General features: G+C 63.8%; 15 protein-coding genes, 1 tRNA gene and 1 pseudogene. 10 read left to right on the plus strand and 7 right to left on the minus strand.

Translation table 11 applies throughout. From position 1 onward, the window contains the following. A partial coding sequence (locus N5J71_RS20265) for a tyrosine-type recombinase/integrase (protein WP_279917531.1) occupies nt 1–687 on the plus strand: 687 nt, incomplete at its 5' end. Between the two features lie 119 nt (nt 688–806). On the opposite strand, the gene N5J71_RS20270 is transcribed toward N5J71_RS20265, so the two are convergent. From N5J71_RS20270 to dapA, 4 genes are all read right to left on the minus strand, one after another. Continuing rightward, nucleotides 807–896 (minus strand) — tRNA-Ser (locus tag N5J71_RS20270). A 118-nt stretch (nt 897–1,014) separates the two neighbouring features. Beyond that, the gene (locus N5J71_RS20275; protein WP_371254448.1) at nt 1,015–1,929 is read right to left on the minus strand and encodes a phosphoribosylaminoimidazolesuccinocarboxamide synthase; all 915 of its coding nucleotides are present in this window, start codon (nt 1,927–1,929) and stop codon (nt 1,015–1,017) included. 198 nt (nt 1,930–2,127) lie between these two features. Then, nucleotides 2,128–3,249, minus strand: coding sequence for an NlpB/DapX family lipoprotein (bamC, locus tag N5J71_RS20280; protein ID WP_279917532.1), 1,122 nt, complete (start codon nt 3,247–3,249; stop codon nt 2,128–2,130). 16 nt (nt 3,250–3,265) lie between these two features. After that, nucleotides 3,266–4,144 carry a 4-hydroxy-tetrahydrodipicolinate synthase gene (gene dapA, locus N5J71_RS20285; protein ID WP_003460631.1) on the minus strand — a complete coding sequence of 293 codons (879 nt, stop codon included), beginning with the start codon at nt 4,142–4,144 and terminating at the stop codon, nt 3,266–3,268. A gap of 246 nt (nt 4,145–4,390) precedes the next feature. Here dapA and N5J71_RS20290 point away from each other — a divergent pair, with 246 nt between their 5' ends. Both N5J71_RS20290 and N5J71_RS20295 read left to right on the plus strand, forming a co-directional pair. Continuing rightward, nucleotides 4,391–4,948, plus strand: a complete 558-nt coding sequence (locus N5J71_RS20290; RefSeq protein ID WP_003460630.1) for a glycine cleavage system transcriptional repressor — start codon at nt 4,391–4,393, stop codon at nt 4,946–4,948. A 22-nt stretch (nt 4,949–4,970) separates the two neighbouring features. Then, nucleotides 4,971–5,444 carry a peroxiredoxin gene (locus N5J71_RS20295; RefSeq protein ID WP_003460629.1) on the plus strand — a complete coding sequence of 158 codons (474 nt, stop codon included), beginning with the start codon at nt 4,971–4,973 and terminating at the stop codon, nt 5,442–5,444. Nucleotides 5,445–5,692: 248 nt separating this feature from the next. On the opposite strand, the pseudogene N5J71_RS20300 reads toward N5J71_RS20295, so the two are convergent. Both N5J71_RS20300 and N5J71_RS20305 read right to left on the minus strand, forming a co-directional pair. Beyond that, nucleotides 5,693–6,665 (minus strand): annotated as a pseudogene (locus N5J71_RS20300) (AI-2E family transporter). A gap of 239 nt (nt 6,666–6,904) precedes the next feature. Then, nucleotides 6,905–7,144 (minus strand): sulfurtransferase TusA family protein, encoded by a 240-nt coding sequence (locus tag N5J71_RS20305; RefSeq protein ID WP_084342373.1) that lies wholly within the window; start codon nt 7,142–7,144, stop codon nt 6,905–6,907. A 108-nt stretch (nt 7,145–7,252) separates the two neighbouring features. On the opposite strand from N5J71_RS20305, the gene N5J71_RS20310 reads away from it, so the two are divergent. After that, nucleotides 7,253–8,686, plus strand: a complete 1,434-nt coding sequence (locus N5J71_RS20310; protein WP_074856757.1) for a M48 family metalloprotease — start codon at nt 7,253–7,255, stop codon at nt 8,684–8,686. Nucleotides 8,687–9,047: 361 nt separating this feature from the next. Here the strand turns inward: N5J71_RS20310 and N5J71_RS20315 are convergent, their stop codons facing one another. Further along, nucleotides 9,048–13,889, minus strand: a complete 4,842-nt coding sequence (locus tag N5J71_RS20315; protein WP_279917533.1) for an NAD-glutamate dehydrogenase — start codon at nt 13,887–13,889, stop codon at nt 9,048–9,050. A 619-nt stretch (nt 13,890–14,508) separates the two neighbouring features. Between N5J71_RS20315 and N5J71_RS20320 the strand changes: the two genes are divergently transcribed. The 6 genes from N5J71_RS20320 (at nt 14,509) to N5J71_RS20345 (ending at nt 21,395) form a co-directional block, all read left to right on the plus strand. Beyond that, entirely contained in the window at nt 14,509–15,468 is a 960-nt protein-coding gene (locus N5J71_RS20320) for an AAA family ATPase (RefSeq protein ID WP_279917535.1), read from the plus strand. A 100-nt stretch (nt 15,469–15,568) separates the two neighbouring features. Next, complete coding sequence (locus N5J71_RS20325; RefSeq protein WP_084342421.1) at nt 15,569–16,516, plus strand: DUF58 domain-containing protein; 948 nt, start codon at nt 15,569–15,571, stop codon at nt 16,514–16,516. After that, on the plus strand, nt 16,513–17,007 hold the full coding sequence (locus N5J71_RS20330) for a DUF4381 domain-containing protein (protein ID WP_003460617.1): 495 nt from the start codon (nt 16,513–16,515) through the stop codon (nt 17,005–17,007). Before N5J71_RS20325 ends, N5J71_RS20330 begins: the two co-directional genes overlap by 4 nt. Then, entirely contained in the window at nt 17,000–18,004 is a 1,005-nt protein-coding gene (locus N5J71_RS20335) for a vWA domain-containing protein (RefSeq protein WP_003460616.1), read from the plus strand. Before N5J71_RS20330 ends, N5J71_RS20335 begins: the two co-directional genes overlap by 8 nt. Next, nucleotides 18,001–19,758 carry a VWA domain-containing protein gene (locus tag N5J71_RS20340; protein ID WP_279917537.1) on the plus strand — a complete coding sequence of 586 codons (1,758 nt, stop codon included), beginning with the start codon at nt 18,001–18,003 and terminating at the stop codon, nt 19,756–19,758. The genes N5J71_RS20335 and N5J71_RS20340 overlap by 4 nt, the downstream gene beginning before the upstream one ends. Then, complete coding sequence (locus N5J71_RS20345; protein WP_084342419.1) at nt 19,755–21,395, plus strand: BatD family protein; 1,641 nt, start codon at nt 19,755–19,757, stop codon at nt 21,393–21,395. The genes N5J71_RS20340 and N5J71_RS20345 overlap by 4 nt, the downstream gene beginning before the upstream one ends. Nucleotides 21,396–21,866: the final 471 nt, after the last annotated feature.

The raw sequence follows: 21,866 nt of genomic DNA on the forward strand, positions 1-21,866 counted from the left end.
CACAACCACAAAGTAAAATACAAAAGCCTGGCAGACCCGTTCACCCGCGCTGAAATCAAAAGGATCCAGCATGCAGATCCTCTGAGGCTTCGCGAGGCGCGCGTGGTCGTGATGAATTGCTGGGCCGGCCTATCACGCTCTGAACTGATGGCACTGGCCCGTGAGGACGTAGATCTCGATAACAAGCTAATCCATGTACGCCGCGCCTACGTGGACGGTATCTACCGTATTCCGAAAGAAGAAAAGCGTGAGCGCTATGTTGAGCTGATCAAGCCAGCAGCGGAGTTGATGGAACTCATCCTGCAAGACACCACCGGTTGCCTGGCCCAACAGATTGAGGTCACCCAGCGCGACAATCTGACCAGTGAATCCGAGTGCGTCACCTTCCTGTTCCGGGACTGGACGACGGGTATGGCATGGCACCCTGACCACCTGGATGAATGGTTCAAGGATCACCTGGTCAAGTCCAAGGTGAGCCATCGGGGCATCAACCAATGCCGTCATACGTATGCGAGCCAGGCCTTGTCCTGCCACGTCGAACTGGAGTGGCTAGCGAAACAGCTGGGCCATGCCGACACGGCCATGATTAAGAAACACTATGGAAAGCTGATCCCGACTGATACCAAACGGATGGGCAGTGCGGTGTCAGAGAAGATGGGATTTGGGGAGGATTGGGGCGGGGTATAGCGGTCTGGAAGGACTGGATTTTGCCCCCATTTGCCCCCAATTTTGCCCCAAGCATTTTTTCACTTTCTCAAAGACAAGAAAAAGCCCCGTAACTCATTGAATTACGGGGCTTTTTAGTATGGCGGGAAGATAGGGATTTGAACCCTAGGTGCCATTGCTGACACAACGGATTTCGAATCCGTCCCGTTCGACCACTCCGGCATCTTCCCAAGCGGCGCGAATCATAACAGCTGAATGCGCTTTGGCGAAGCTTATTTTGAAAATTTTTCGTGTTCTATCAGGCGCTTGTGAAAAAGTCAGGGGCTGCCCGGCCTTCTCTCGCAGGGCTCAGGCGGTCAGGCGGGTCAGCGCTTCGCGGTACTTGTCAGCGGTTTTTTGCACGACGTCTGCCGGTACGGCCGGGGCCGGGGCTTGCTTGTTCCAGCCGGTGGATTCCAGCCAGTCGCGCACGAACTGCTTGTCGAAGCTCGGCGGGTTGCTGCCTTCGGCGTAGCTGTCGGCCGGCCAGAAGCGGCTGGAGTCCGGGGTCAGCACTTCGTCCATCAGGGTCAGGGTGCCGTCTTCGTCCAGACCGAATTCGAACTTGGTGTCGGCGATGATGATGCCGCGGGTAGCGGCGTACTCGACAGCCGTGGTGTACAGCTTGATTGCAGTGTCGCGCACCTGGGCAGCCAGTTCGGTGCCGATGATGGCTTCACACTGCGCGAAGCTGATGTTCTCGTCATGATCGCCCACGGCGGCCTTGGTCGAGGGGGTGAAGATCGGTTGCGGCAGTTTGGCTGCTTCCTTCAGGCCTGCCGGCAGGGCGATGCCGCAGACGGTGCCGCTCTTCTGGTATTCCTTCCAACCGGAGCCGACGATGTAGCCGCGCACGATGGCTTCCACGGCGACCGGCTTGAGGCGCTTGGCGACGACCGCACGGCCTTCCACTAGAGGCAGCTCGGCGGCGGACACGACGTCTTCGACCTTGTCACCGGTGAAGTGGTTGGGCACCACGCCAGCCAGCTTGTCGAACCAGAAGTTGGAGATGGCGGTGAGGATCTTGCCCTTCTCCGGAATCGGTTGTTCGAGGATGACGTCGAATGCCGACAGACGATCGGTGGCCACCATCAGCATGCGCTTGTCGTCGATTTCGTAGAGGTCGCGGACCTTGCCCGAGTAGATCTTCTTCAGGCTCAGGGTGGTGGGTGTGCTCATGTCGGCATTTCCGTTTCTGGCAAACGGGTATGCCGCGAGAGGCATCCCGAATGATGAAAGCCTTCGCGGCATGCCCTCCCTCATCCGGCGCTTCGCGCCACCTTCTCCCGGAGGGAGAAGGACTGAAGGAAGACGTCGCTGCGCGACTTTCACACTAACAAGGCGAAACCTTTGCGGGTTTCGCCCATCGATTAACGGCTGGAGCGCGCTGCAGGCCATTTTTCAACGACCTGCTGGCGCCGATCAGCCGAGATTATCCTGGATCAGGCTCAGCACGCGGCGTGATACGTCGGCCGGGGCTACGGTGTTGAGGTCTTTTTCCACGGTGACCTGGACGCCATCGCCAACCGGGGTCAGGCGCACCTGATAGCGCTCGGCGCGGGCTTCGATCTCTTCCTTGCTCGGCGCGCTGCCGAACAGGCGACCGAAGAAGCCTGGCTTCTCTTCGTTGATCTGAGCACCTTCGGCCATGTTGATGTAGTACAGGCCAAGGCTGCGGTTGAGGTCGTCGACGCGCACGTTGCCGAGCTCCAGCGAACGGCCGACGCCGGACCAGGCGCGGTCGAAATCGGCGCCGAGGTTGAGCACCGGGTTGCCGTTGCCGTCTTCGCTCAGGCTGACGCGGCTGGGCGCATCGTAGTCGCGTGCGGCGAGCAGCGATACCGAGCCGCCCTGCTCCACGCCACGGGCCATGCTCACCAGCATTTCGTCGAGCAGTGCAGCTTCGAGGCTGGCGTTGCCGCTACGGGCAGCGAAATCGACATCGGCAGTGCTGCCGGCAGGACGCTCGGCGCTGGTGACGAAGACTTCACTGGTGTTGCGCTGCACGCCCGGCTCGATGCGCACGCGTACGCGGGTTTCGGCGTCCGGCGCAACGCCGGAAACGCGGCTGCTCAGACGGCGCGCCATGCTCGTGGAGAGCTCATCGAAACGCTGCCAGGAGGTGATGAATTCGCCGGTTTGCGGACGCTCGCTGGCGATGCGGAAACCGTTGTCTTCGAAGAACTGACGCGCCAGCGGCCAGACTTCGGCCGGCACACGCTGGGCCACGACCCAACGCGAGTCGCCGCTACGCTGCAGGCTGAACTCGCGCTCGTCGGCACGCACCTGCAGGCCTTGTGGGCGCGGTACGTCGAACTTGCCGGAGGTTTCGGTGGTGCTGGCTACCTGGGCAGGCACCGGCAGCAGCGGGTCGAGGCGCTTGGCCTGGACGTTGGCCGGCAATTGCATCGGTGCAGTCTGGCGTGCTTCCAGGTAGTCGCTACCGCGATCACGGAAGTAGCCATTTTCACCCCAGAGCCAGCCACAACCGCTGGTGCTGGAGACGATCAGAGCAAGGGCGGAAAATCCGGCCAGTCGCTTCATGCGTAGAATCCTTGAGTTAAGCCAATACACCGCACTGGCGCATGGCCTGGCGCAGCGGTTCGTGACAGCGCGGGCTGAGCCAGGTCAGCGGCAGACGAATACCGTCGCCCATCAGGCCCATTTCGTGCAGCGCCCATTTCACCGGAATCGGGTTGGATTCGAGGAACAGTGCCTTGTGCAGCGGCATCAGACGGTCGTTGATGGCACGGGCGATGGCAGCCTCGCCACGCATGGCGGCGGCGCACAGATCGCTCATCGCACGCGGCGCAACGTTGGCGGTGACGGAGATGTTGCCCTTGCCACCCAGCAGCATCAGCTCGACAGCGGTGGCGTCGTCACCGGAGTAGACGAGGAAATCCTTGCTGACGCGATCCAGCACGTCCTGAGCGCGCTGCAGGTCGCCAGTGGCTTCCTTGATGCCGATGATGTTGTCGATCTTCGACAGGCGCTCGACAGTCTCCGGCAGCATGTCGCACACGGTACGGCCCGGCACGTTGTAGAGAATCTGCGGGATCGAGACGGCTTCGGCGATATGGCGGAAGTGCAGGTACAGGCCTTCCTGGGTCGGCTTGTTGTAGTACGGGGTGACCAGCAGGGCGGCGTCGGCGCCGACTTCCTGAGCGGCACGGGTCAGCTCGACCGATTCACGGGTGGAGTTGCCGCCGGTGCCGGCGATCACCGGGATACGGCCGGCAACCTGCTTGACCACGCGCTTGATCACTTCGATGTGCTCGGGCACTTCCAGCGTGGCGGACTCACCCGTGGTGCCGACCGCGACGATGGCATTGGTGCCCTCTTGCAGGTGGAAATCCACCAATTTGCTCAGGGCCTCCCAATCCAGACCACCCTGCGCATCCATGGGCGTGACCAGTGCCACCATACTGCCCGCAATCATGCAACCGCTCCTGCCGGAAAAATTGAGCCGTAATGGTACTGGTGCCACCAATCCGGCACAAGCAACGGACAAGGGCTTATCAGGTCGTTTGAACACTACCTGCGTTTTCCGCGACCGGCTATCGGCGCAGGCCGTCGTCCGATGCACAAGGCTTCGCCATTCCCCTCGGCGGTGCTTTTCGCTAACCTGCTGTCTTTGGTCTGCGGCTTCTCGCGCGTGGACCGTTCATCGCTTTAGGAAGGCTGCATGTCCACCCCCCTCGTTCGCGAACAATTCCTCGTCATCAGCGCTCTCGGCCGCGATGCCATGGCCCTGACCAACCTGCTCAGCCGCACCAGCCATGAGAACCGTTGTGCGGTGATCAGCACTCGCCTGAGCCGTCACGGTGAATTCAGCGCCCTGGTGCTGCAGGTGTCCGGTAGCTGGGATGCCCTGGCGCGCCTGGAGTCGAGCCTGCCGCTGCTGGCCAAGAAGCATGATTTCAGCGTGGATCTGGCGCGCAGCGCTGCCGCCGAAGTGCGCCCGCAGGCGCTGCCATATGTAGCTTACGTCAGCGCGGTGTACCGCCCGGACATTCTCAACGAGCTATGCCAGTTCTTCATCGACCACCGCGTCGAGCTGGAAGCCCTGACCTGCGACACCTACCAGGCGCCGCAGACCGGCGGCACCATGCTCAACGCCACCCTGACCGTGACGCTGCCGGCCGGCACACAGATCAGCTGGCTGCGCGATCAGTTCCTCGATTTCGCCGATGCGCTGAATCTTGATGCCTTGATCGAACCTTGGCGCCCGCAGAATCCCTGATAGCCGCACGCAAGGAGTTTCCATGCCCGTTGAACTCGACAAAGCCGTTGCCGACTTCCAGGCCGAGGCCACCAGTGGCCAGCAGGTAAAGCTGTCCGACCTCAAGGGCCAGCAGGTCGTGCTGTATTTCTACCCGAAGGACGCGACCCCGGGCTGCACCACCGAGGGTATGGACTTCAGCGCTCGCTTCGAGCAGTTCAAGGCGGCCAACACGCTGATCTTCGGCGTGTCGATGGACAGCCTGAAGAAGCACGAAAGCTTCAAGTGCAAGCAGGCGTTCCCCTTCGAGCTGATCAGCGACGAAGAGCACCAACTGTGCGACCTGTTCGGCGTGTACCAGTTGAAGAAGAACTACGGCAAGGAATACATGGGCATCGTGCGCAGTACCTTCCTCATTGATAAGGACGGCGTGTTGCGTGAAGAGTGGCGCAACGTCAAGGTCGCCGGCCATGTCGACAAGGTGCTGGCAGCCGCCGAAGCCCTGAACAAAGGCTGACCCCCTGCCCTGCACATGAAACGCCGCGACGGCCAATGGCCGTCGCGGCGTTTTTGTTGGGAGGTAGCCTGGTTTGAGCTGTGCAAAACCCGGCGCTCAGCCAAGCATCTACGCGCCGTATTTGTAGGAGCGGCGCCCCGCCGCGAACATGGATGGCGCGCAATTGACGAGCTTCGCCCCGGGGCGGGGCTCCTACGCAAGGCCGCGCTGGAACCCTTATTCCAGGCACAGCCTTTGCCATCGACGCCTTATTCGGCGGACACCGGCTCGGTACGCGGCCAGGCGTTGATCACGGCCTTGAACAGGGTCGCCAGCGGAATGGCCAAGAACACGCCCCAGAAGCCCCACAGCCCGCCGAACAGCAGCACCGCGCAGATGATCGCCACCGGATGCAGGTTGACCGCCTCGGAGAACAACAGCGGCACCAGCACGTTGCCATCGAGCGCCTGGATGATCCCGTAGACCACCACCAGGTAGAGGAACTGATCGCTCCAGCCCCACTGGAACAGGCCGATCAGCGCCACCGGCACGGTCACCACCACCGCGCCGATATAAGGCACCACCACCGACAGGCCGACCAGCAGGGCCAGCAGCGCGGCGTAATTGAGGCCCAGGTAGGCGAAGGCGATATAGGTGACCACGCCGCAGATGATGATCTCGATGAACTTGCCACGGATGTAGTTGGCGATCTGCTGGTTCATTTCCTGCGCCACCTGGGTAATCAGTGAGCGCTCGCGCGGCAGGTAGCTGCGAAACCACTGACCGATCTGCTCGCGGTCCTCGAGGAAGAAGAACACCAGAATCGGCACCAGTACCAGGTAGATCATCACGCTGACCAGCATCGGCAGGCAGGACAGGGAGAACGACAGCGCCCACTGCCCGAACTTGCCAGCTTCGCCGCGCATACTGTCGATCAGTTGCACGACCTGCGCGTAGGTGATCAGGTTCGGTTAACGCTCCAGCAGCAGGAACACCGATTGCCATTCGGCAGCCATACGCGGCAGTTCATTGAACAGCGTGCTCAACTGCTGCCAGAGCAGCGGCATCAGCACCAGCAAAAACACCGTGAGGCCGCCCATGAACAGGGTGAACACCAGCCACACGGCGAGCACCTGCGCGAGCATGCCGGGTCAGCACCACGGCGAAACCGAGCACCAACAGCACCACCGCCTGCTCGTCGGAGAAGTAGCGGTGCAGCCAATCGCGTAAAACCTTGACCATCAGAATTCCTTAACCCGGGAAAATACCGGCTCACTCGTACGCCAGGTGCGTGAAAAATGACGTGCACGGCCGGCGAACGGCGACAGCGCATATGTTTCATTCCGCTACAGCGGTTGCAGAACCTGTTCACGATCTCGCGAGCTAGAGCTATGCAAGGCAAAAACAGGCGAGAAAGCGGAGTGTACTTTTGTACATGAGCATTCCGAGCCTGTTTAGCGCAGCAGATCATGAACTGGCTCTCAAGCCTTGCGCAGCCAGTAACGGTACACCCCGCCCTCCACCTCTTCGTGCAGCAGGGCATGCCCGGCCAGGCTGGCGAAAGCGCGAAAGTCGCGCTGCGAGCCGGCGTCAGTGGCGCTGACCTTGAGCACCGCGCCACTGGCCAGGTGATTGAGCTCGAGCTTGGCCTTGAGCAAGGGCAGCGGGCAGTTCAGCCCGCAGGCATCGAGTTCAGCATCGAAAGCCGGTACGTCTGTCATCGTCTACTCCTGATAGGTCGGCTAGGATACCCAAGCCGCCACAACCCTGGCCAGCGCGGTAGCTGGCCGGCTACAGTAACGCCTTTGCCGCCCGAGAGCCCTGAGTGCATGACTTTTCTGCGCCCCACCCTGCTGACGCTGGCCTGCCTGTTCGCCGCCCACACGGGTGCCAGTGACCTGCCGTCGCTAGGCGACGCCAGCTCCTCGATCGTCTCGCCCCAGCAAGAACACCAGCTCGGCCGTGCCTGGCTCGGCCTGCTGCGTGGTCAGGTTTCGCAGCTGGACGACCCGCAACTGAAGGATTTCGTCGAGTCCAGCGTCTATCGCCTGTCGGAAACCAGCCAGCTGCAGGACCGCCGCCTGGAGTTCGTCCTGCTCAACAGCCCGCAACTCAACGCCTTTGCCGCACCGGGCGGAATCGTCGGGGTCAACGGCGGCCTGTTCCTCTATGCGCAGACCGAAGCCGAATACGCCTCGGTCATGGCGCACGAATTGGCGCACTTGTCGCAGCGCCACTTCGCCCGTGGCGTCGAGGCCCAGCAACGCATGCAGCTGCCAATGATGGCGGCCATGCTCGCCGGCATTGTCGCCGCGGCGGCCGGCGCCGGCGATGCCGGCATGGCAGCGATCATGTCGACCCAGGCCGCTGCCATTCAGGAACAACGGCGTTTCTCCCGGCAGAACGAACAGGAGGCCGACCGCATTGGCCTGGTCAACCTGGAAAAGGCCGGCTACGACCCACGCGCCATGCCGCTGATGTTCGAACGGCTGATGCGTCAGTACCGTTACGACGCCCGCCCGCCGGAATTCCTGCTGACCCACCCGGTGTCGGAATCGCGTATTGCCGACACCCGCAACCGCGCCGAGCAGTACCCGGCCACAGGCCGCGCAGACAGCTTGCGCTACCAGTTGATGCGCGCCCGCGTGCAACTGACCTACGAAGAGACGCCGGGCGTTGCGGCCAAGCGCTTTCGCGCCATGCTCGACGAGAACCCTGGCCTCGATGCCGCACGCTACGGCCTGGTACTGGCGCAGATGAAAACCGGCCAACTCGCCGAAGCCGGTGAAACCCTGGCGCCGCTACTGAGCAAGAGCCCGGACGACATCACCTACAACCTGGCGCAGATCGAGCTGGATATGGCGGCCAATCGCCTGGACGCCGCCGAGCGTCGTCTGGAGCGCATGTTCACCCACTACCCGAGCAACTACCCGTTGCAGCAGGCTCGCGTCGATCTGCTGCTCAAGCAGCAACGCATCGCCGATGCCGAGCGCGCCCTGGACAATCTGCTCAAGACTCGCGCCAAGGACCCGGACGTCTGGTATCAGGTCGCCGAGGTGCGTGGCCTGAGTGGCAATACCATCGGCCTGCACCAGGCACGCGCGGAGTTCTTCGCCCTGGTCGGCGACTACAACCAGGCCATCGAGCAGCTGGACTTCGCCAAGCGCCGCGCCAGCAACAACTTCCAGCTGGCCTCGCGCATCGATGCCCGTCAGCGCGAGCTCTCCGAGGAGAAGCGCCTGGTCGAGCAGATGCTGCGCTGATCCGGAGCATGGCGGTGCGGTGCGCGCACCGATAACGGCGTGGTAGCGCAGATGCAATCCGGGACATCGGCGGCAAATTCCCCGGATTTCATTGGGCTACGTAAGCCTGTGAATACCGCCCTACAAAAAGAAGCCCCGCACTTGGCGTAATGCTGTTCACTTAAGGTTGCACACGTTTGGCTCCCCTCTCCCATTTATGGGAGAGGGGCTGGGGGAGAGGGCAGAAAACACCTCAAAACTGCCAGTTTCCCCCTCTCCCTAACCCTCTCCCCGGAGGGGCGAGGGGACTGATCGAGCTCGACCGTTTCTTAAGTGAACAGCATTACGCACTTGGCGGGGCTCTTTTCTTTCAGCGCACGGCTCAGGCGCTTTGCGCCAGGTCCATCAGCTCGCGGTTGGCCACCGCGTACATGGCGTAGTCGGTGCCGGTCGCCGAACGCAGCTCGGTCAGCATCGCCTTCCAGCGGTCGACCAGGCGTTGATGCTGATCGAGCCACAGGGCCACGCGCGCTTCGATCTCCTGCGGACCGTCAGCCATCTGCAGCACCGACACGGTAATCGCACGCTGCTGCCAGTCCAGATCGTCACGGAAGGCCTCGCGGGCCAGCGCCTGCCAGTTGTTCTCCACCGGCAGGTTAGTGATCTGCTGCAGGTACCAAGACAGCTCAAGCGCACCGCCCACGGCGAAGTAGGCCGTCGCCACCTCACTGGTGTCCTTGCCGGTGACATCCGCCGCTTCGATGATCGGCAGCAGCGTGTACAGATGGCTGGTGCCGGCGACCACGCGCGCCAGCTCCTCCGGCGTACCGGCCTCGACGAAGCTCTGGTAGCGCGCCAGCCACTGCTCACGGGCCGGGCCTTCGAGCAGTTCGTCCAGACGGCCGACCAGCGCCTCGATACGCGGTGCGAAATGCGCCACATCACGGGCAGCGTCCAGCTCGTTACGGCGGCTGCGCAGGAACCAGCGCGTCGCGCGACGGCCCAGGCGCATCAACTCGTCCATCAGCTGCAACTGCAGCTCGGCCGGCACCTTGTAGTCCAGCGCCTCGATCTGCGCCCACCAGTGCGGCAGGCGGAACAGGTCACGCACGATCACGTAGGCGCCGGCGACGTTGGCCGCACTCATGCCGGTGGACTCCTTCAGGCGTTGCACGAAGGTGATGCCCATGTGGTTGACCAGATCGTTGGCGATCTGCGTGCTGACGATCTCGCGCTTGAGGCGATGGCGACGCATGGCATCGCCGAACTTCTCGGTGAGGATCGCCGGGAAGGCGGTTTCCATCTCGCGCGCCAGGTAGTCGTCATCCGGCACCTGGGATTTGAGCAGCGACTCCTTGAGGTCGATCTTGCTGTAGGAGATCAATACCGACAGTTCCGGACGAGTCAGGCCACGGCCACTGGCCGCGCGCTCGTTAAGTTCTTCATCAGACGGCAGAAACTCCAGCGCACGATCCAGCTTGCCGGCAGCCTCCAGCGCATTCATCAGGCGCTTGTATTCGCTGATGCGCTCGCGGGCACGACGCTCGGCCAGCGACAACGCCTGGGTCTGCTTGTAGTTGTTGCCGAGTACCAGCTCGGACACATCGTCGGTCATCTCGGCCAGCAGCTTGTTGCGCTGTTTGCCGGTCATATCGCCGGCAGCGACGATTTCACCGAGCAGGATCTTGATGTTCACTTCGTGGTCGGAGCAGTCCACGCCGCCGGCGTTGTCGATGAAGTCGGTGTTGCTGGCGCCGCCATGCAGGCCGAACTCGACGCGACCGAGCTGGGTCATGCCCAGGTTGCCGCCCTCGCCCACCACCTTGGCGCGCAGCTCGCAGCCATCCACGCGCAAAGCGTCGTTGGCCTTGTCGCCGACGTCAGCGTGACTTTCCTTGCTCGACTTGACGTAAGTGCCAATGCCGCCGTTCCACAGCAGGTCGACCGGGGCCTTGAGCAGCACGTTGAGCAGCTCGGTGGGCGCCAGCTTGTCGGCGGCGATATCAAAGCGCGCCTTCATCTGCGGGGTAATGGTGATGCTCTTGGCGCTGCGCAGGAAGATGCCGCCACCTTCGGAAATGAGCTTGGCGTCGTAGTCGGCCCAGCTCGAACGCGGCAGCTCGAACAGACGCTTGCGCTCGGCGAAGCTCTTGGCCGCATCCGGGTTTGGGTCGATAAAGATGTGCATGTGGTTGAAGGCGGCCACCAGTTGCAGCTTGTCCGACAGCAGCATGCCGTTGCCGAACACGTCGCCGGCCATGTCGCCGATGCCGATCACGGTGACGTTGTCCTTCTGCACGTCGATGCCGCGCTCGCGGAAGTGACGCTGCACCGAGACCCAGGCACCCTTGGCGGTGATGCCCATGCCCTTGTGGTCATAGCCGGCCGAGCCGCCGGAGGCGAAGGCGTCGCCGAGCCAGAAGCCGTACTCGGCAGCGATGCCGTTGGCGATGTCGGAGAAGGTCGCCGTGCCCTTGTCCGCCGCCACCACCAGATAGGGATCGTCGGCGTCGTGGCGCACCACGCCCACCGGCGGCACCACCTCGCCTTCCTTGAGGTTGTCGGTGATATCCAGCAGGCCGCTGATGAAGATGCGGTAGCAGGCGATGCCCTCGGCCATCACCTCGTCACGCGAACCGCCAAGCGGCATACGGCGCGGCACGAAACCACCCTTGGCGCCCATCGGCACGATCACCGCGTTCTTCACCTGTTGCGCCTTGACCAGGCCCAGCACTTCGGTGCGGAAGTCTTCTTCGCGGTCCGACCAGCGCAGGCCGCCGCGGGCGACGTCGCCGAAGCGCAGGTGCACGCCCTCGACGCGCGGGCTGTAGACGAAGATCTCGAACTTCGGCACCGGCCGTGGGATTTCCGGGATCAGGCGCGGGCTGAGCTTGAAGCTGAAATAGGATTTGGCCGCGCCGTTGGCGTCGGTCTGGAAGAAGTTGGTACGCAGGGTCGCCTTGATCAGGTCCAGGTAGCGACGCAGGATGCGGTCTTCGTTGAGCACGGCGACGTTGTCCAGCGCGGCGAGGATGGCCTGTTCGAGCTTCTGCTGCTTGTCTTCCAGATCCTCGGCGGTGAGCTTGCGCGCGAGGTAAAAACGGGTGCGGAACAGGCGCACCAGCTCCTTGGCGATATCGGCATGGTTAATCAGGGTCGCGGCGATGTAAATGAGGTCGAAGCCCAGGCGAATCTGCTTGAGATAACGCGCATAGGCGCGCAGCAAAGCAACGTCGCGCCAGGGCATAGCAGTAGTCAGCACCAGACGGTTGAACGCATCGTTCTCGGCATCGCCGCCGACGATGTGAATGAAGGCGTCTTGCAGGGTGTCGTTGAGCTGCTGGATGTCGACATCGAGGCCTTCGGCGTAGGTGAAGGCGAAGTCGTGAATCCAGAACTCGCGGCCATCGGCACGACGCAGCTTGTAGGGGAACTCGCCGAGCACACGCAGGCCAAGGTTCTCCAGAATCGGTAGCACGTCGGACAGCGGCAGCGGCGTGTCGGCGTGGTACAGCTTGCAGTGCAGTTGCTGGTCGCCCTGCGCCAGCGGCTGGTAGAAGCTCATCACCAGCGGCTTGTCGTTGCTCAGGCTGAGCAGGTGCTGCATGTCCACCACCGCCGAGTGCGGGGCGAAACGCTCGCGGTAACCGGCCGGGAAGCCGCCGGGGAACTCGGCCAGCACGTTGGTGCCCTGCGCCTCGCCGAGGCTTTCCACCATCAGGCTGGCGTAATCGTCCTTCCACGAACGGCAGGCCTGGATGACCTCCTTCTCCAGAAGCACGGGGTCGATCTGGGTCTTGTTCTTCGGGTCGACGCGCAGGATGAACTGCACGCGCGCCAGTACCGATTCGGAAAAGAAGGTCCAGAACTCGCAATCGGTGGCCTGCAGGCGCTCCATCAGCACCTGCTGGATCTTCATCCGGGTTTCGGTGGAGTAGACGTCGCGCGGCACATAGGCCAGGCAGTAGCAGAAGCGGCCATAGGGATCGCGGCGTAGGAACACGCGGATCTTGTTGCGCTCCTGAATCTGCACGATGGACAGCACGGTGTTGAACAGGTCATCCACCGGGGTCTGGAATAGGTCATCACGCGGCAGCACTTCCAGCACCTGGGCCAGTTCCTTGCCCAGGTGAGCACTGCTGTCGAAGCCCGAACGCTGCTTGATCACGTCCACCTTGCGGCGGATGTAGGGGATGTTACACACGCTCTCGGCGTACACCGCCGAAGTGTACAGCCCCATGAAACGGCATTCCTTGATCACATTGCCCTTGGCATCGAGCTCACGGATGGAGACGAAATCCGGGTAGGCCGGACGGTGCACACGGCTCGGCACTGCGGCCTTTGCGAAAGACAACAGCTGCGGCTCGCGCAGGTAGGCCACGGCCTCCGGTTCGATATGCAGCTCCTCGACGGACAAGCCGGTGCGCAGGCGCTTGGACAGGCCGAGCAGGGATTTCTCGTCGTAGACCATGCTGCCGCCATCGGCGGTCGGCACGACGGTGAATTCCTCATAGCCGAGGAAGGTGAAATGGTTGTCCAGCAACCAGCCAAGGAAGACCTTGATTTCATCCAGCTCGGTCTTGTCCACCTTGAGCTTGGCGCGATCCAGCCAGGCCAGCAGCTCACGCGCCTTGGCCTTCATCGGCTGGAAGTCGGCAACGCTCATACGCACGTCGCCGAAGACTTCGTGAATGGATTTCTCCAGGGTTTTCAGCTCGGCCGCACTGGAGCAACGGTCGATTTCCAAAAACATCAACGCTTCCTGCAGCACGCCCTCGCCCTGGGTACCACGCGGGAGGATCTCCAACAGCTGGCCATTCTTGTCGCGGCGTACGCTGAACACACTGTTCTGCAGGGTGTGGATGCTGTAGCCGTGGCGGTTGAGCTCCATGCGCACGGAATCGACCAGGAACGGGATGTCAACATGCAGGATTTCCACCGCGGTGTGGGTGGACTGCCAGCCATGCTTCTCGTAATCGGGGTTGAACGCGCGTACCTGCGGCTTGGCGTGATCGAACTGCTCCAGCATGCGCCAGGCCGACAGGGTGCAGCCGACCAGGTCGGACAGGCGCCGCTGGGTCAACTCCTCGAGGGCGATGATGCCGAAGAACTGTTCGGCGAATAGGGCTACTTGTGGCAGCGCCTGCTCACTCACGTGCTGTGCCAGGGCCGCTTGCAGTTGGTGCTGGAAGTCGGCTTTGCTGGCCGCCGTAAAGAACGCCATGGTTGTGCTCCATTGGACTGGTGGTTCGACAGGACATCTGGATCGCTGCCGCTGAGTATTAGCAGGCCGTTGAAAAACTACCTGCGTTGCCATTGCTGCGTTAAAAACAGGCTCGTGCGCGAGTCCGATCAAAATGCTCATTTACAACTCGTAAAGTCGAACGCGACCCCGGTCGTTTCTCGCCTGTTTTTGCGGGGCCGCCATCGGTATTGCACTGGCTGCCTCGCCTACGTTTTTCGACGGCCTGCTCGTTCAACGTTAGTCCATGAAGCGACGATGACACTGACGAGTCGCATGCGGACCGGCGTGAAAGGCGCGACCAATGAGTCACGCATAGCCGTTGAGCTTAACGAGGGTTGGCCTGCAACCGCTTGCGGCGCTGCGACATTTTCTTTCAAGGCTGCACCGATACGGTGCACGACAAGCTGTCAGCTCCAGAAACTGGCTAGCCGCCGGGGCGGACAAAGGGCCACGACGGCGGCAAAAGCACCTCTGATTTCTGTTGCCAGACTGTTCACGACCCGCGCCGCCGATAGCGGCTCAAGCGGCAAATGCAGTAAAGTCGGTGGTCTGCACGCGCGGCCTCGCAAGCCCGCTCATCCGCCAGAAGAGCCCGACGATGGAACACCGTGAAGCGCTGGTCGCATTACGCCAATTTCTCTCCACCCAGATTCTCGGCCAGGACAAGCTTATCGAGCGCCTGCTGATCGCCCTGCTCGCCGATGGCCATCTGCTGGTCGAAGGCGCCCCCGGCCTGGCCAAGACCAAGGCGATCAAGGAACTGGCCGAAGGCATCGAAGGCGAGTTCCATCGCATCCAGTTCACCCCGGATCTGCTCCCGGCGGATATCACCGGCACCGAGATCTACCGTCCGGAAACCGGCAGCTTCGTGTTCCAGCAGGGGCCAATCTTCCACAACCTGGTGCTGGCCGACGAGATCAACCGCGCCCCGGCCAAGGTGCAGTCGGCACTGCTCGAGGCCATGGCCGAGCGCCAGGTCTCGGTGGGCCGCTCGACTTACGACCTGTCGCCGCTGTTTCTGGTCATGGCCACGCAGAACCCCATCGAGCAGGAAGGCACCTACCCGCTGCCGGAAGCGCAGCTCGACCGTTTTCTGATGCATGTGAAAATCGGTTTCCCTGACGCGGCGGTGGAGCGCAAGATTCTTGCCCAGGCCCGTGGTGATGCGCTCAACGGTGAGGCCAAACCCGAGCACCGGGTCAGCCAGCAGGCGGTGTTCGCCGCACGCAAGGCAATCCTCGGCCTGTACATGGCCGATGCGGTGGAGGAGTACCTGGTGCAACTGGTGATGGCCAGCCGCACCCCGGCCAAGTTCGATGCCGAGTTGGCTGACTGGATCGCCTATGGCGCCAGCCCGCGCGGCTCCATCGCCCTTGACCGCTGCGCGCGCGCCCACGCCTGGCTGGCCGGGCGTGACTTCGTCAGCCCGGAAGATATCCAGGCGGTGCTGTTCGACGTGCTGCGCCACCGCATCATCCTGTCCTTCGAGGCCGAAGCCTCGGGCGTCGATCAGGATCGCGTGATCCAGCGCATCCTCGACGTGGTGGCGGTGGCTTGATGCAGCCGCGCCCCATGCGCCTGTCCCATGTAGCCCGGATGCAATCCGGGGCTGATCACGCTGCCTCCCCGGATTGCATCCGGGCTACAGGCTGAAGCCCATGCAGATCCCGGCCAGCCAACCCGGCATCCATATCGCCCTCGGCGAGCTGATCGACATGCGCCATAAGGTGCATGAAGTGCCGCTGTTCTCCACACCGGCTCGGCGCAGCCCGCTGATCGGCCTGCACCACTCCAAGCTGCGCGGCCGTGGCGTGGACTTCGACCAAGTGCGTGTCTATCAGGCCGGTGACGACGTGCGCACCATCGACTGGCGCGTCACCGCGCGCACCCAGGAGCCACACACCAAGCTGTTTCACGAAGAGCGCGAACGCCCCATCTTCATCATCGCCGAGCAGAGCCAGCGCCTGTTCTTCGGCTCCGGCCAGTGCTTCAAGTCGGTGCTGGCCGCGCGCGCCGCCGCGCTGATCGGCTGGGCCGCGCTGGGCCACAACGACCGCATCGGCGGCCTGGTGTTCGCCGACAACGAACATCACGAAGTGAAACCCCGGCGCAGCAAGCAGAGCCTGCTGCAACTGCTCAATCTGCTGGCCCGTGCCAACCAGGCGCTCGGCCCGGAGAGCCAGGCCAACACGGGCCGCGACAACTTCGGCCTAGCCCTGCGCCGCGCTCGCGAAGTACTACGCCCAGGCAGCCTGGTGATCGTGCTGTGCGACGAACGTGCGCTGAGCGACAACGCCGAGCAGCAACTCACCTTGCTCGCGCGCCATACCGATCTGTTGTTGCTGCCGCTGTCCGATCCACTCGATCGCGCCCTGCCGGCTGCCGGGCTGCTGCGCTTTACCCAGAACGGCGCGCAACTGGAGCTCGACAGCCACAACGGTGACCTGCGCCAGGCCTACCGCAACCAGGCCCTGGCCCGTGAAGCGCGCTGGCAGCGTCTGGCGCAGAAGCTTGGCGTGCCGCTGCTACCCTTGAGCACGCAGCTCGAACTGGTCGAGCAGTTGAAGGAACAGCTCAGCGGTCTGCAGGCGAGAAAATCCCTATGAATCCCCTCGACCAGTTGCAACCGCTGATCGACCCGCCGCCGGTGCCCTGGTGGCCTCCGGCACCGGGCTGGTGGTTGCTCGCGGTACTCCTGCCACTGCTGGCTTGGGGCCTGTGGCGCCTGCTGCATAACTGGCAGCAGCGCCCGCGCAAGGTGACGACAGAGCAGGCGCTCGACCCACTGCGCCAGGCAGCCCTCGATGAGCTGTCGCGCCTGAGCAAACCCTACGATGGCGCCCCGGCCGGCCCCTGGCTGCAGCAGCTCAACGCCCTGCTCAAGCGCCTGTGCCGCGAACGCTATCCAGAGAGCGCCAGCCACACCCTGAGCAGCCGCGCCTGGCTGGCGTTTCTCGACAACCGCTGCCCGGCAGCCGGCCTGACCCGCTGGATGATCCTCGTCGATGGCGGCTACAGGCCGCAGTGCACGCTGAGCGACAAGGCCATCGTGGAGCTCGATCAGGCCATCACCATCTGGATTCGCAAGCATGTTTGAGTTCGCCTGGCTCTGGGTCTTTCTGCTCGCGCCGCTGCCCTGGCTGCTGCGCCTGCTGCTGCCTCCAGCCGACAGCGGCGATGCGGCGCTGCGTGTCGGCTTTCTCGACGAATTGCAGGCCCTCAGCGGGCGCCGCGCCCGCGCCGCACTGCCCAGCTGGCGCCAACAAGCACCGCTGGCGCTGCTCTGGTTTCTGCTGCTGTGCGCCGCCGCACGACCGCAGTGGGTCGGTGAGCCGCTGCCGCTGCCGGCTAGCGGCCGCGACCTGCTGCTGGCGGTGGATGTCTCCGGCTCGATGGATTACGCCGACATGCAGTGGGACGACGAGCCGATCAGCCGCCTGGAACTGGTCAAGCGCCTGCTCGGCGACTTCATCGAAGGCCGCCGGGGTGATCGCGTCGGCCTGATCCTGTTCGGCAGCCAGGCCTATCTGCAGGCACCGCTGACGTTCGACCGTCACACGGTGCGCACCTGGCTGGACGAAGCCATGATCGGCATCGCCGGCAAGAACACCGCCATCGGCGATGCCATCGGCCTGGCGGTCAAGCGCCTGCGCCAGCGCCCGGCGCAGAGCCGCGTGCTGGTGCTGATCACCGACGGCGCCAACAACGGCGGCGAGATCGATCCGATGGTCGCCGCGCAACTGGCCGCCGATGAGGGCGTGCGCATCTATGCCATCGGCATCGGCGCCGATCCGCAGCACAGCGGTGCATTCGGCAGCTTCGGCTTCAGCGCCCTGGATCTGGACGAAACCAGCCTGCGCGCGATCGCCGACGTCACTGGCGGTGAGTATTTCCGTGCACGCAATCAGGCCGAGCTGGAGCAGATCGAACTGACCCTCGACCGTCTCGAGCCGGTCGCCCAGCAACCTACCCTCGCCCGCCCGGTCCTGGCCCTCTATCCCTGGCCGCTGGCGCTGGCGCTACTAGGCTCGCTGCTGCTGGTCGGTCAGGTACTGTGGCCCGAGCTGCTGCAGCGGCTGCGGAGGCGTACATGAGCCTGCTCTGGCCGGAATGGCTGCGCCCACTGTGGCTGCTGGCAGTGCCTGTGTTGGCCTGGCTGCTCTGGCGCCTGTGGCATCGCGAGCGCCAGAGCGGGCGCTGGCAACTCCTGTTACCAGCGGCCTTCCATCAGGCGCTGCTCAAGGGTGGCAGCGGCCGCTCCAGCAAGCTGCCCTGGCTGGCACTCGGCCTGGCCTGGCTGCTGGCCGTACTGGCGCTGCTCGGTCCCAGCTGGCAGCGCGTCGAGCAGAGCAACCAGAAGCCTGCCGATCCGTTGGTGGTGCTGCTCGAACTGACGCCGCAGATGCTCGCCACCGACGGTCGCCCCAACCGCCTGGAACAGACCCGGCGCAAGCTGCTCGATCTGCTCGAAGCGCGTCGCGATGCACAGACGGCGATCATCGTCTATGCCGGTAGCGCACACAGCCTGGTGCCGCTGTCCGATGACCTGGCCACCAGCCGTAATTTGCTCGAAGCGCTGAAGCCCTCGCTGATGCCCGAGCCGGGTCGCCGTGCCGATCTGGCCGTGGCGCGTGCACTGCAGCTGCTCGACCAAGCGCAGCTGGGCCAGGGTCGCCTGCTGCTGATCACCAGTACCCTCTCTGAAGAGGAACACAGCGGCATCCAGCAAGCGCTGCAAAAGCACTCGGTACCCCTGCTGATTCTCGGCGTGGGCAGTCGCGAAGGCGCACCCGTGGCACAGGAAGATGGCAGCTTCCTCAAGGATTCGCGCGGCGCCATTCTGATTCCCCGCCTCGATGCACGCGGCCTGCAGGAGACCGCAGAAAACCACGGTGGCCGCTACGCCTCCATGCGCCTGGACGATGAAGACCTGCGTCGCCTGGGCCTGCTCGATAGCCCGCAGACCATGCGCGCTGCCGGCGAGCCAACGCAGCTCGACAGCCATGTCGACCAGGGCTACTGGCTGTTGCTGCCCCTGCTGTTACTCGCCGCCTGTGCCGGGCGGCGCGGCTGGCTGTTCTGCCTGCCCCTGCTGCTGATGCTGCCACCGCAAAGCAGCCACGCCTTCGGACTCGACGACCTCTGGCTGCGCCCCGACCAACAGGGCCAGCGCCTGCTGCAGGCACAACGCCCGGCCGAGGCAGCGCAGCGCTTCGTCGATCCACAGTGGCAGGGCAAGGCACTCTATGAGGCCGAGGATTATGCCGCCGCCGCAGAACGTTTCGCCAAGGGCGACAGCGCAGCCGATCATTACAATCGCGGCAATGCCCTGGCCAAGGCCGGCGAACTGGAGGCAGCGCTGGATGCCTATGAGCAGGCCCTGGAGCGCCAGCCGGAGCTGGCCGCGGCGCAGCACAACAAAGCATTGGTGGAACAAGCGCTGCGTCAGCGCGAAAATCAGCAGCAATCCGGCGAGGGTGATTCGACCGAGCAGCAGGAACACGCCAACGAGCAGTCACAGCCGAATGAATCGCCGGCCGGCCAGCCCGCCGAGAGTAGTGCCGCACAGCCTACCCAGCCGGGCAGTAGCGGTGAGAGCAGTGAAAACAGCGACGTACAGGGCAGCGCCAATGGCGCCGGGGAAGACACCCAGCCCAGCACCAGCAGTGAACTCCCGAGCGACGCCGAGCCCGTTGCGCCACCCCGCACGGCAGCCGATCTGGGCACGGCGGCGGAACGCCGACAGGCGCTGGAACAATGGCTGCGGCAGATCCCGGATGACCCGGCCGAACTGCTGCGGCGCAAATTCTGGTACGAACAGCAACAGCGTCAGGACTCGAATCAATGAAGCGTCTGGTCTTCCTGCTTCTTCTACTGCTCGCGGGGCAGGCCCATGCAGAGGCCTTTTTCGCCAGCGTCGACCGCACTCGCCTGAGCGAGGGCGAAACCGTGGTGCTGACGCTGGAGTCGACCGACCCGACCCGCTTCGGCCGACCCGACCTGAGCCCGCTGGATAAAGACTTCGAGGTACTTGGCAGCCGCCAGGTCAATCGCCTGAGCAGCATCGGCGATACGCCACGCGCCAGCACTCGCTGGATCCTGACCCTGCAGCCACGCCGCAACGGCGAGGTGACGATCCCGGCAATCCGCCTGGAAGACGCCGAAACCCTGCCGATCACGCTGAATGTCGAGGCAGCCGTCAGCGCCGGCAACGGCGAACAGCTGGCACCGGTATTCATCGATGCCAGCCTCGATCAGGACAACGTCTACGTTCAGGCTCAGGCCGTGCTGACCCTGCGCATCTACCACTCGGTGTCCATGTACGACGACAGCAGCCTGACGCCCCTGCGCATAGCGGATGCGCGGGTCGAGCAACTGGGCGAACCACGCACCTACGAGAAGAGCATCGGCGGCGTGCTGCACGGCGTGATCGAGCTGCAATACGCCATCTACCCGCAGCGCAGCGGACCGCTGGTGATCCCGGGACAAACCTTTAGCGCCACCCTGGTCGACCGCTCGCGCAGCAACGACTTCCTGCCTTTCGGGCCGCGTGCCGGCAAGGTCTCGCGGGTCCAATCACCGGACATTCCGCTGCAGGTCAAACCCAAGCCGGCCGACTACCCGGCTGACGCGCCCTGGCTGCCGGCGCGTGCCCTGGGCCTGGCGGAGACCTGGAACCCGCAACCGGAGCAGAGCCAGGTTGGCGATTCTCTGACCCGCCGCCTGATTCTCAAGGTCGACGGCCTTTCCAGCGCCCAGCTGCCGCCATTGCCGGCAACCCAGGTCGACGGCCTGCGTCGCTACCCGGATCAACCGCAGATGAGCGACCAGAAGAGCGAGACGGGCATCATCGGCACCCGCGAAGAACGCGAGGCGCTGGTACCCAATCGCAGCGGCAGTTTCGATCTGCCGCCCCTGGAAGTGCTGTGGTGGAACACCCAGACCGACACGCTGGAGCGCACCACCCTCTCCGCCCGTACGCTGCAGGTCGCGGAAAACCCGCAACTGCAGAACGATGAACAACCCAATACGCCGATGGTGACGACCCAGGTGATCGAGGGGCCGGAACTGTGGCCCTGGCAGCTGGCCTGCGCTGTGCTGAGCTTGGCCACGCTGCTCGGCTTCGGCTTGTGGTGGCATGCCCGCCGCCAACCGGCGATCCAGCGCGCGGCGCAGAGTGGCCCGAGCCCGCGCACGCTGCTCGACGACATCAAGCGTGCCTGCCAGGCCGGCGATGCCCAGGCCACTCGTCATGCACTCGACGCCTGGGCTCGCCAACAACCGGAAACCCTGGCCGACATGGCCGCGCGCTACGTGCCGTTGTCGGATGCTCTCGACGGTCTCAACGGTGCCCTGTACAGCGAAAGCGGCCAGTTCTGGCAAGGCGAAGAGCTGTGGAAAGCCATTCGCAGCCTGCCCGCCAGCCAGGAGCCGAGCGCAGCCCCGCAGGAAAGCAGCGCGCTGCCGCCGCTGTATCCGCGCTAGGTGCGCGATGGGCTTGCAGGACACGCAGTTCTAAGCGTGCAAGTGGTGGGGTGGGCCTCAGCCCACCAACAGCGGCAGACCTTGGTGGGCTGAAGCGGATCGCCGCCCGGCCCACCCTACGTACTGCGTTAGCGGGTGCGTCCGAGAATCGCGGATAAATCCGCTCCTACGGCGACGGTGAAACACCCCAGCTCAGCGCCAGACCAGCCAGGGACGAAAATAGCACCCACGCTCTGCGTGGGCGCATGAGTCAACAACACTCTCGGATCACAACGACAACGCCAGCCTACGGATTGCAGTCGACGCACAGACCGGTAGGAGCCGGCTTGTCGGCGATACACCCCATATGCCGCAATGATCGCCAGCAAGCTGGCTCCTACACAGGAACGCGTCCTGCGGATTTCCTGGGCTCCCGCATTCGCGGGCGTTTCAGAAGCCCCCAAACCCACATCGGAAACTTTCCGATACGCG

It is taken from the genome of Ectopseudomonas oleovorans, from assembly GCF_029845265.1.
GTDB classification, from domain to species: domain Bacteria; phylum Pseudomonadota; class Gammaproteobacteria; order Pseudomonadales; family Pseudomonadaceae; genus Aquipseudomonas; species Aquipseudomonas oleovorans.

Bases quoted from the DNA above. Each gene is read 5' to 3' on its own strand.
- N5J71_RS20335 (WP_003460616.1), top strand. From the start codon at position 17,000: ATGTTTGAGTTCGCCTGGCTCTGGGTCTTTCTGCTCGCGCCGCTGCCC.
- dapA (WP_003460631.1), bottom strand. From the start codon at position 4,144: ATGATTGCGGGCAGTATGGTGGCACTGGTCACGCCCATGGATGCGCAG.
- N5J71_RS20310 (WP_074856757.1), top strand. From the start codon at position 7,253: ATGACTTTTCTGCGCCCCACCCTGCTGACGCTGGCCTGCCTGTTCGCC.
- N5J71_RS20340 (WP_279917537.1), top strand. From the start codon at position 18,001: ATGAGCCTGCTCTGGCCGGAATGGCTGCGCCCACTGTGGCTGCTGGCA.
- N5J71_RS20275 (WP_371254448.1), bottom strand. From the start codon at position 1,929: ATGCCTCTCGCGGCATACCCGTTTGCCAGAAACGGAAATGCCGACATG.
- N5J71_RS20330 (WP_003460617.1), top strand. From the start codon at position 16,513: ATGAATCCCCTCGACCAGTTGCAACCGCTGATCGACCCGCCGCCGGTG.
- N5J71_RS20325 (WP_084342421.1), top strand. From the start codon at position 15,569: ATGCAGATCCCGGCCAGCCAACCCGGCATCCATATCGCCCTCGGCGAG.
- N5J71_RS20290 (WP_003460630.1), top strand. From the start codon at position 4,391: ATGTCCACCCCCCTCGTTCGCGAACAATTCCTCGTCATCAGCGCTCTC.
- N5J71_RS20315 (WP_279917533.1), bottom strand. From the start codon at position 13,889: ATGGCGTTCTTTACGGCGGCCAGCAAAGCCGACTTCCAGCACCAACTG.
- N5J71_RS20305 (WP_084342373.1), bottom strand. From the start codon at position 7,144: ATGACAGACGTACCGGCTTTCGATGCTGAACTCGATGCCTGCGGGCTG.
- bamC (WP_279917532.1), bottom strand. From the start codon at position 3,249: ATGAAGCGACTGGCCGGATTTTCCGCCCTTGCTCTGATCGTCTCCAGC.
- N5J71_RS20345 (WP_084342419.1), top strand. From the start codon at position 19,755: ATGAAGCGTCTGGTCTTCCTGCTTCTTCTACTGCTCGCGGGGCAGGCC.
- N5J71_RS20295 (WP_003460629.1), top strand. From the start codon at position 4,971: ATGCCCGTTGAACTCGACAAAGCCGTTGCCGACTTCCAGGCCGAGGCC.
- N5J71_RS20320 (WP_279917535.1), top strand. From the start codon at position 14,509: ATGGAACACCGTGAAGCGCTGGTCGCATTACGCCAATTTCTCTCCACC.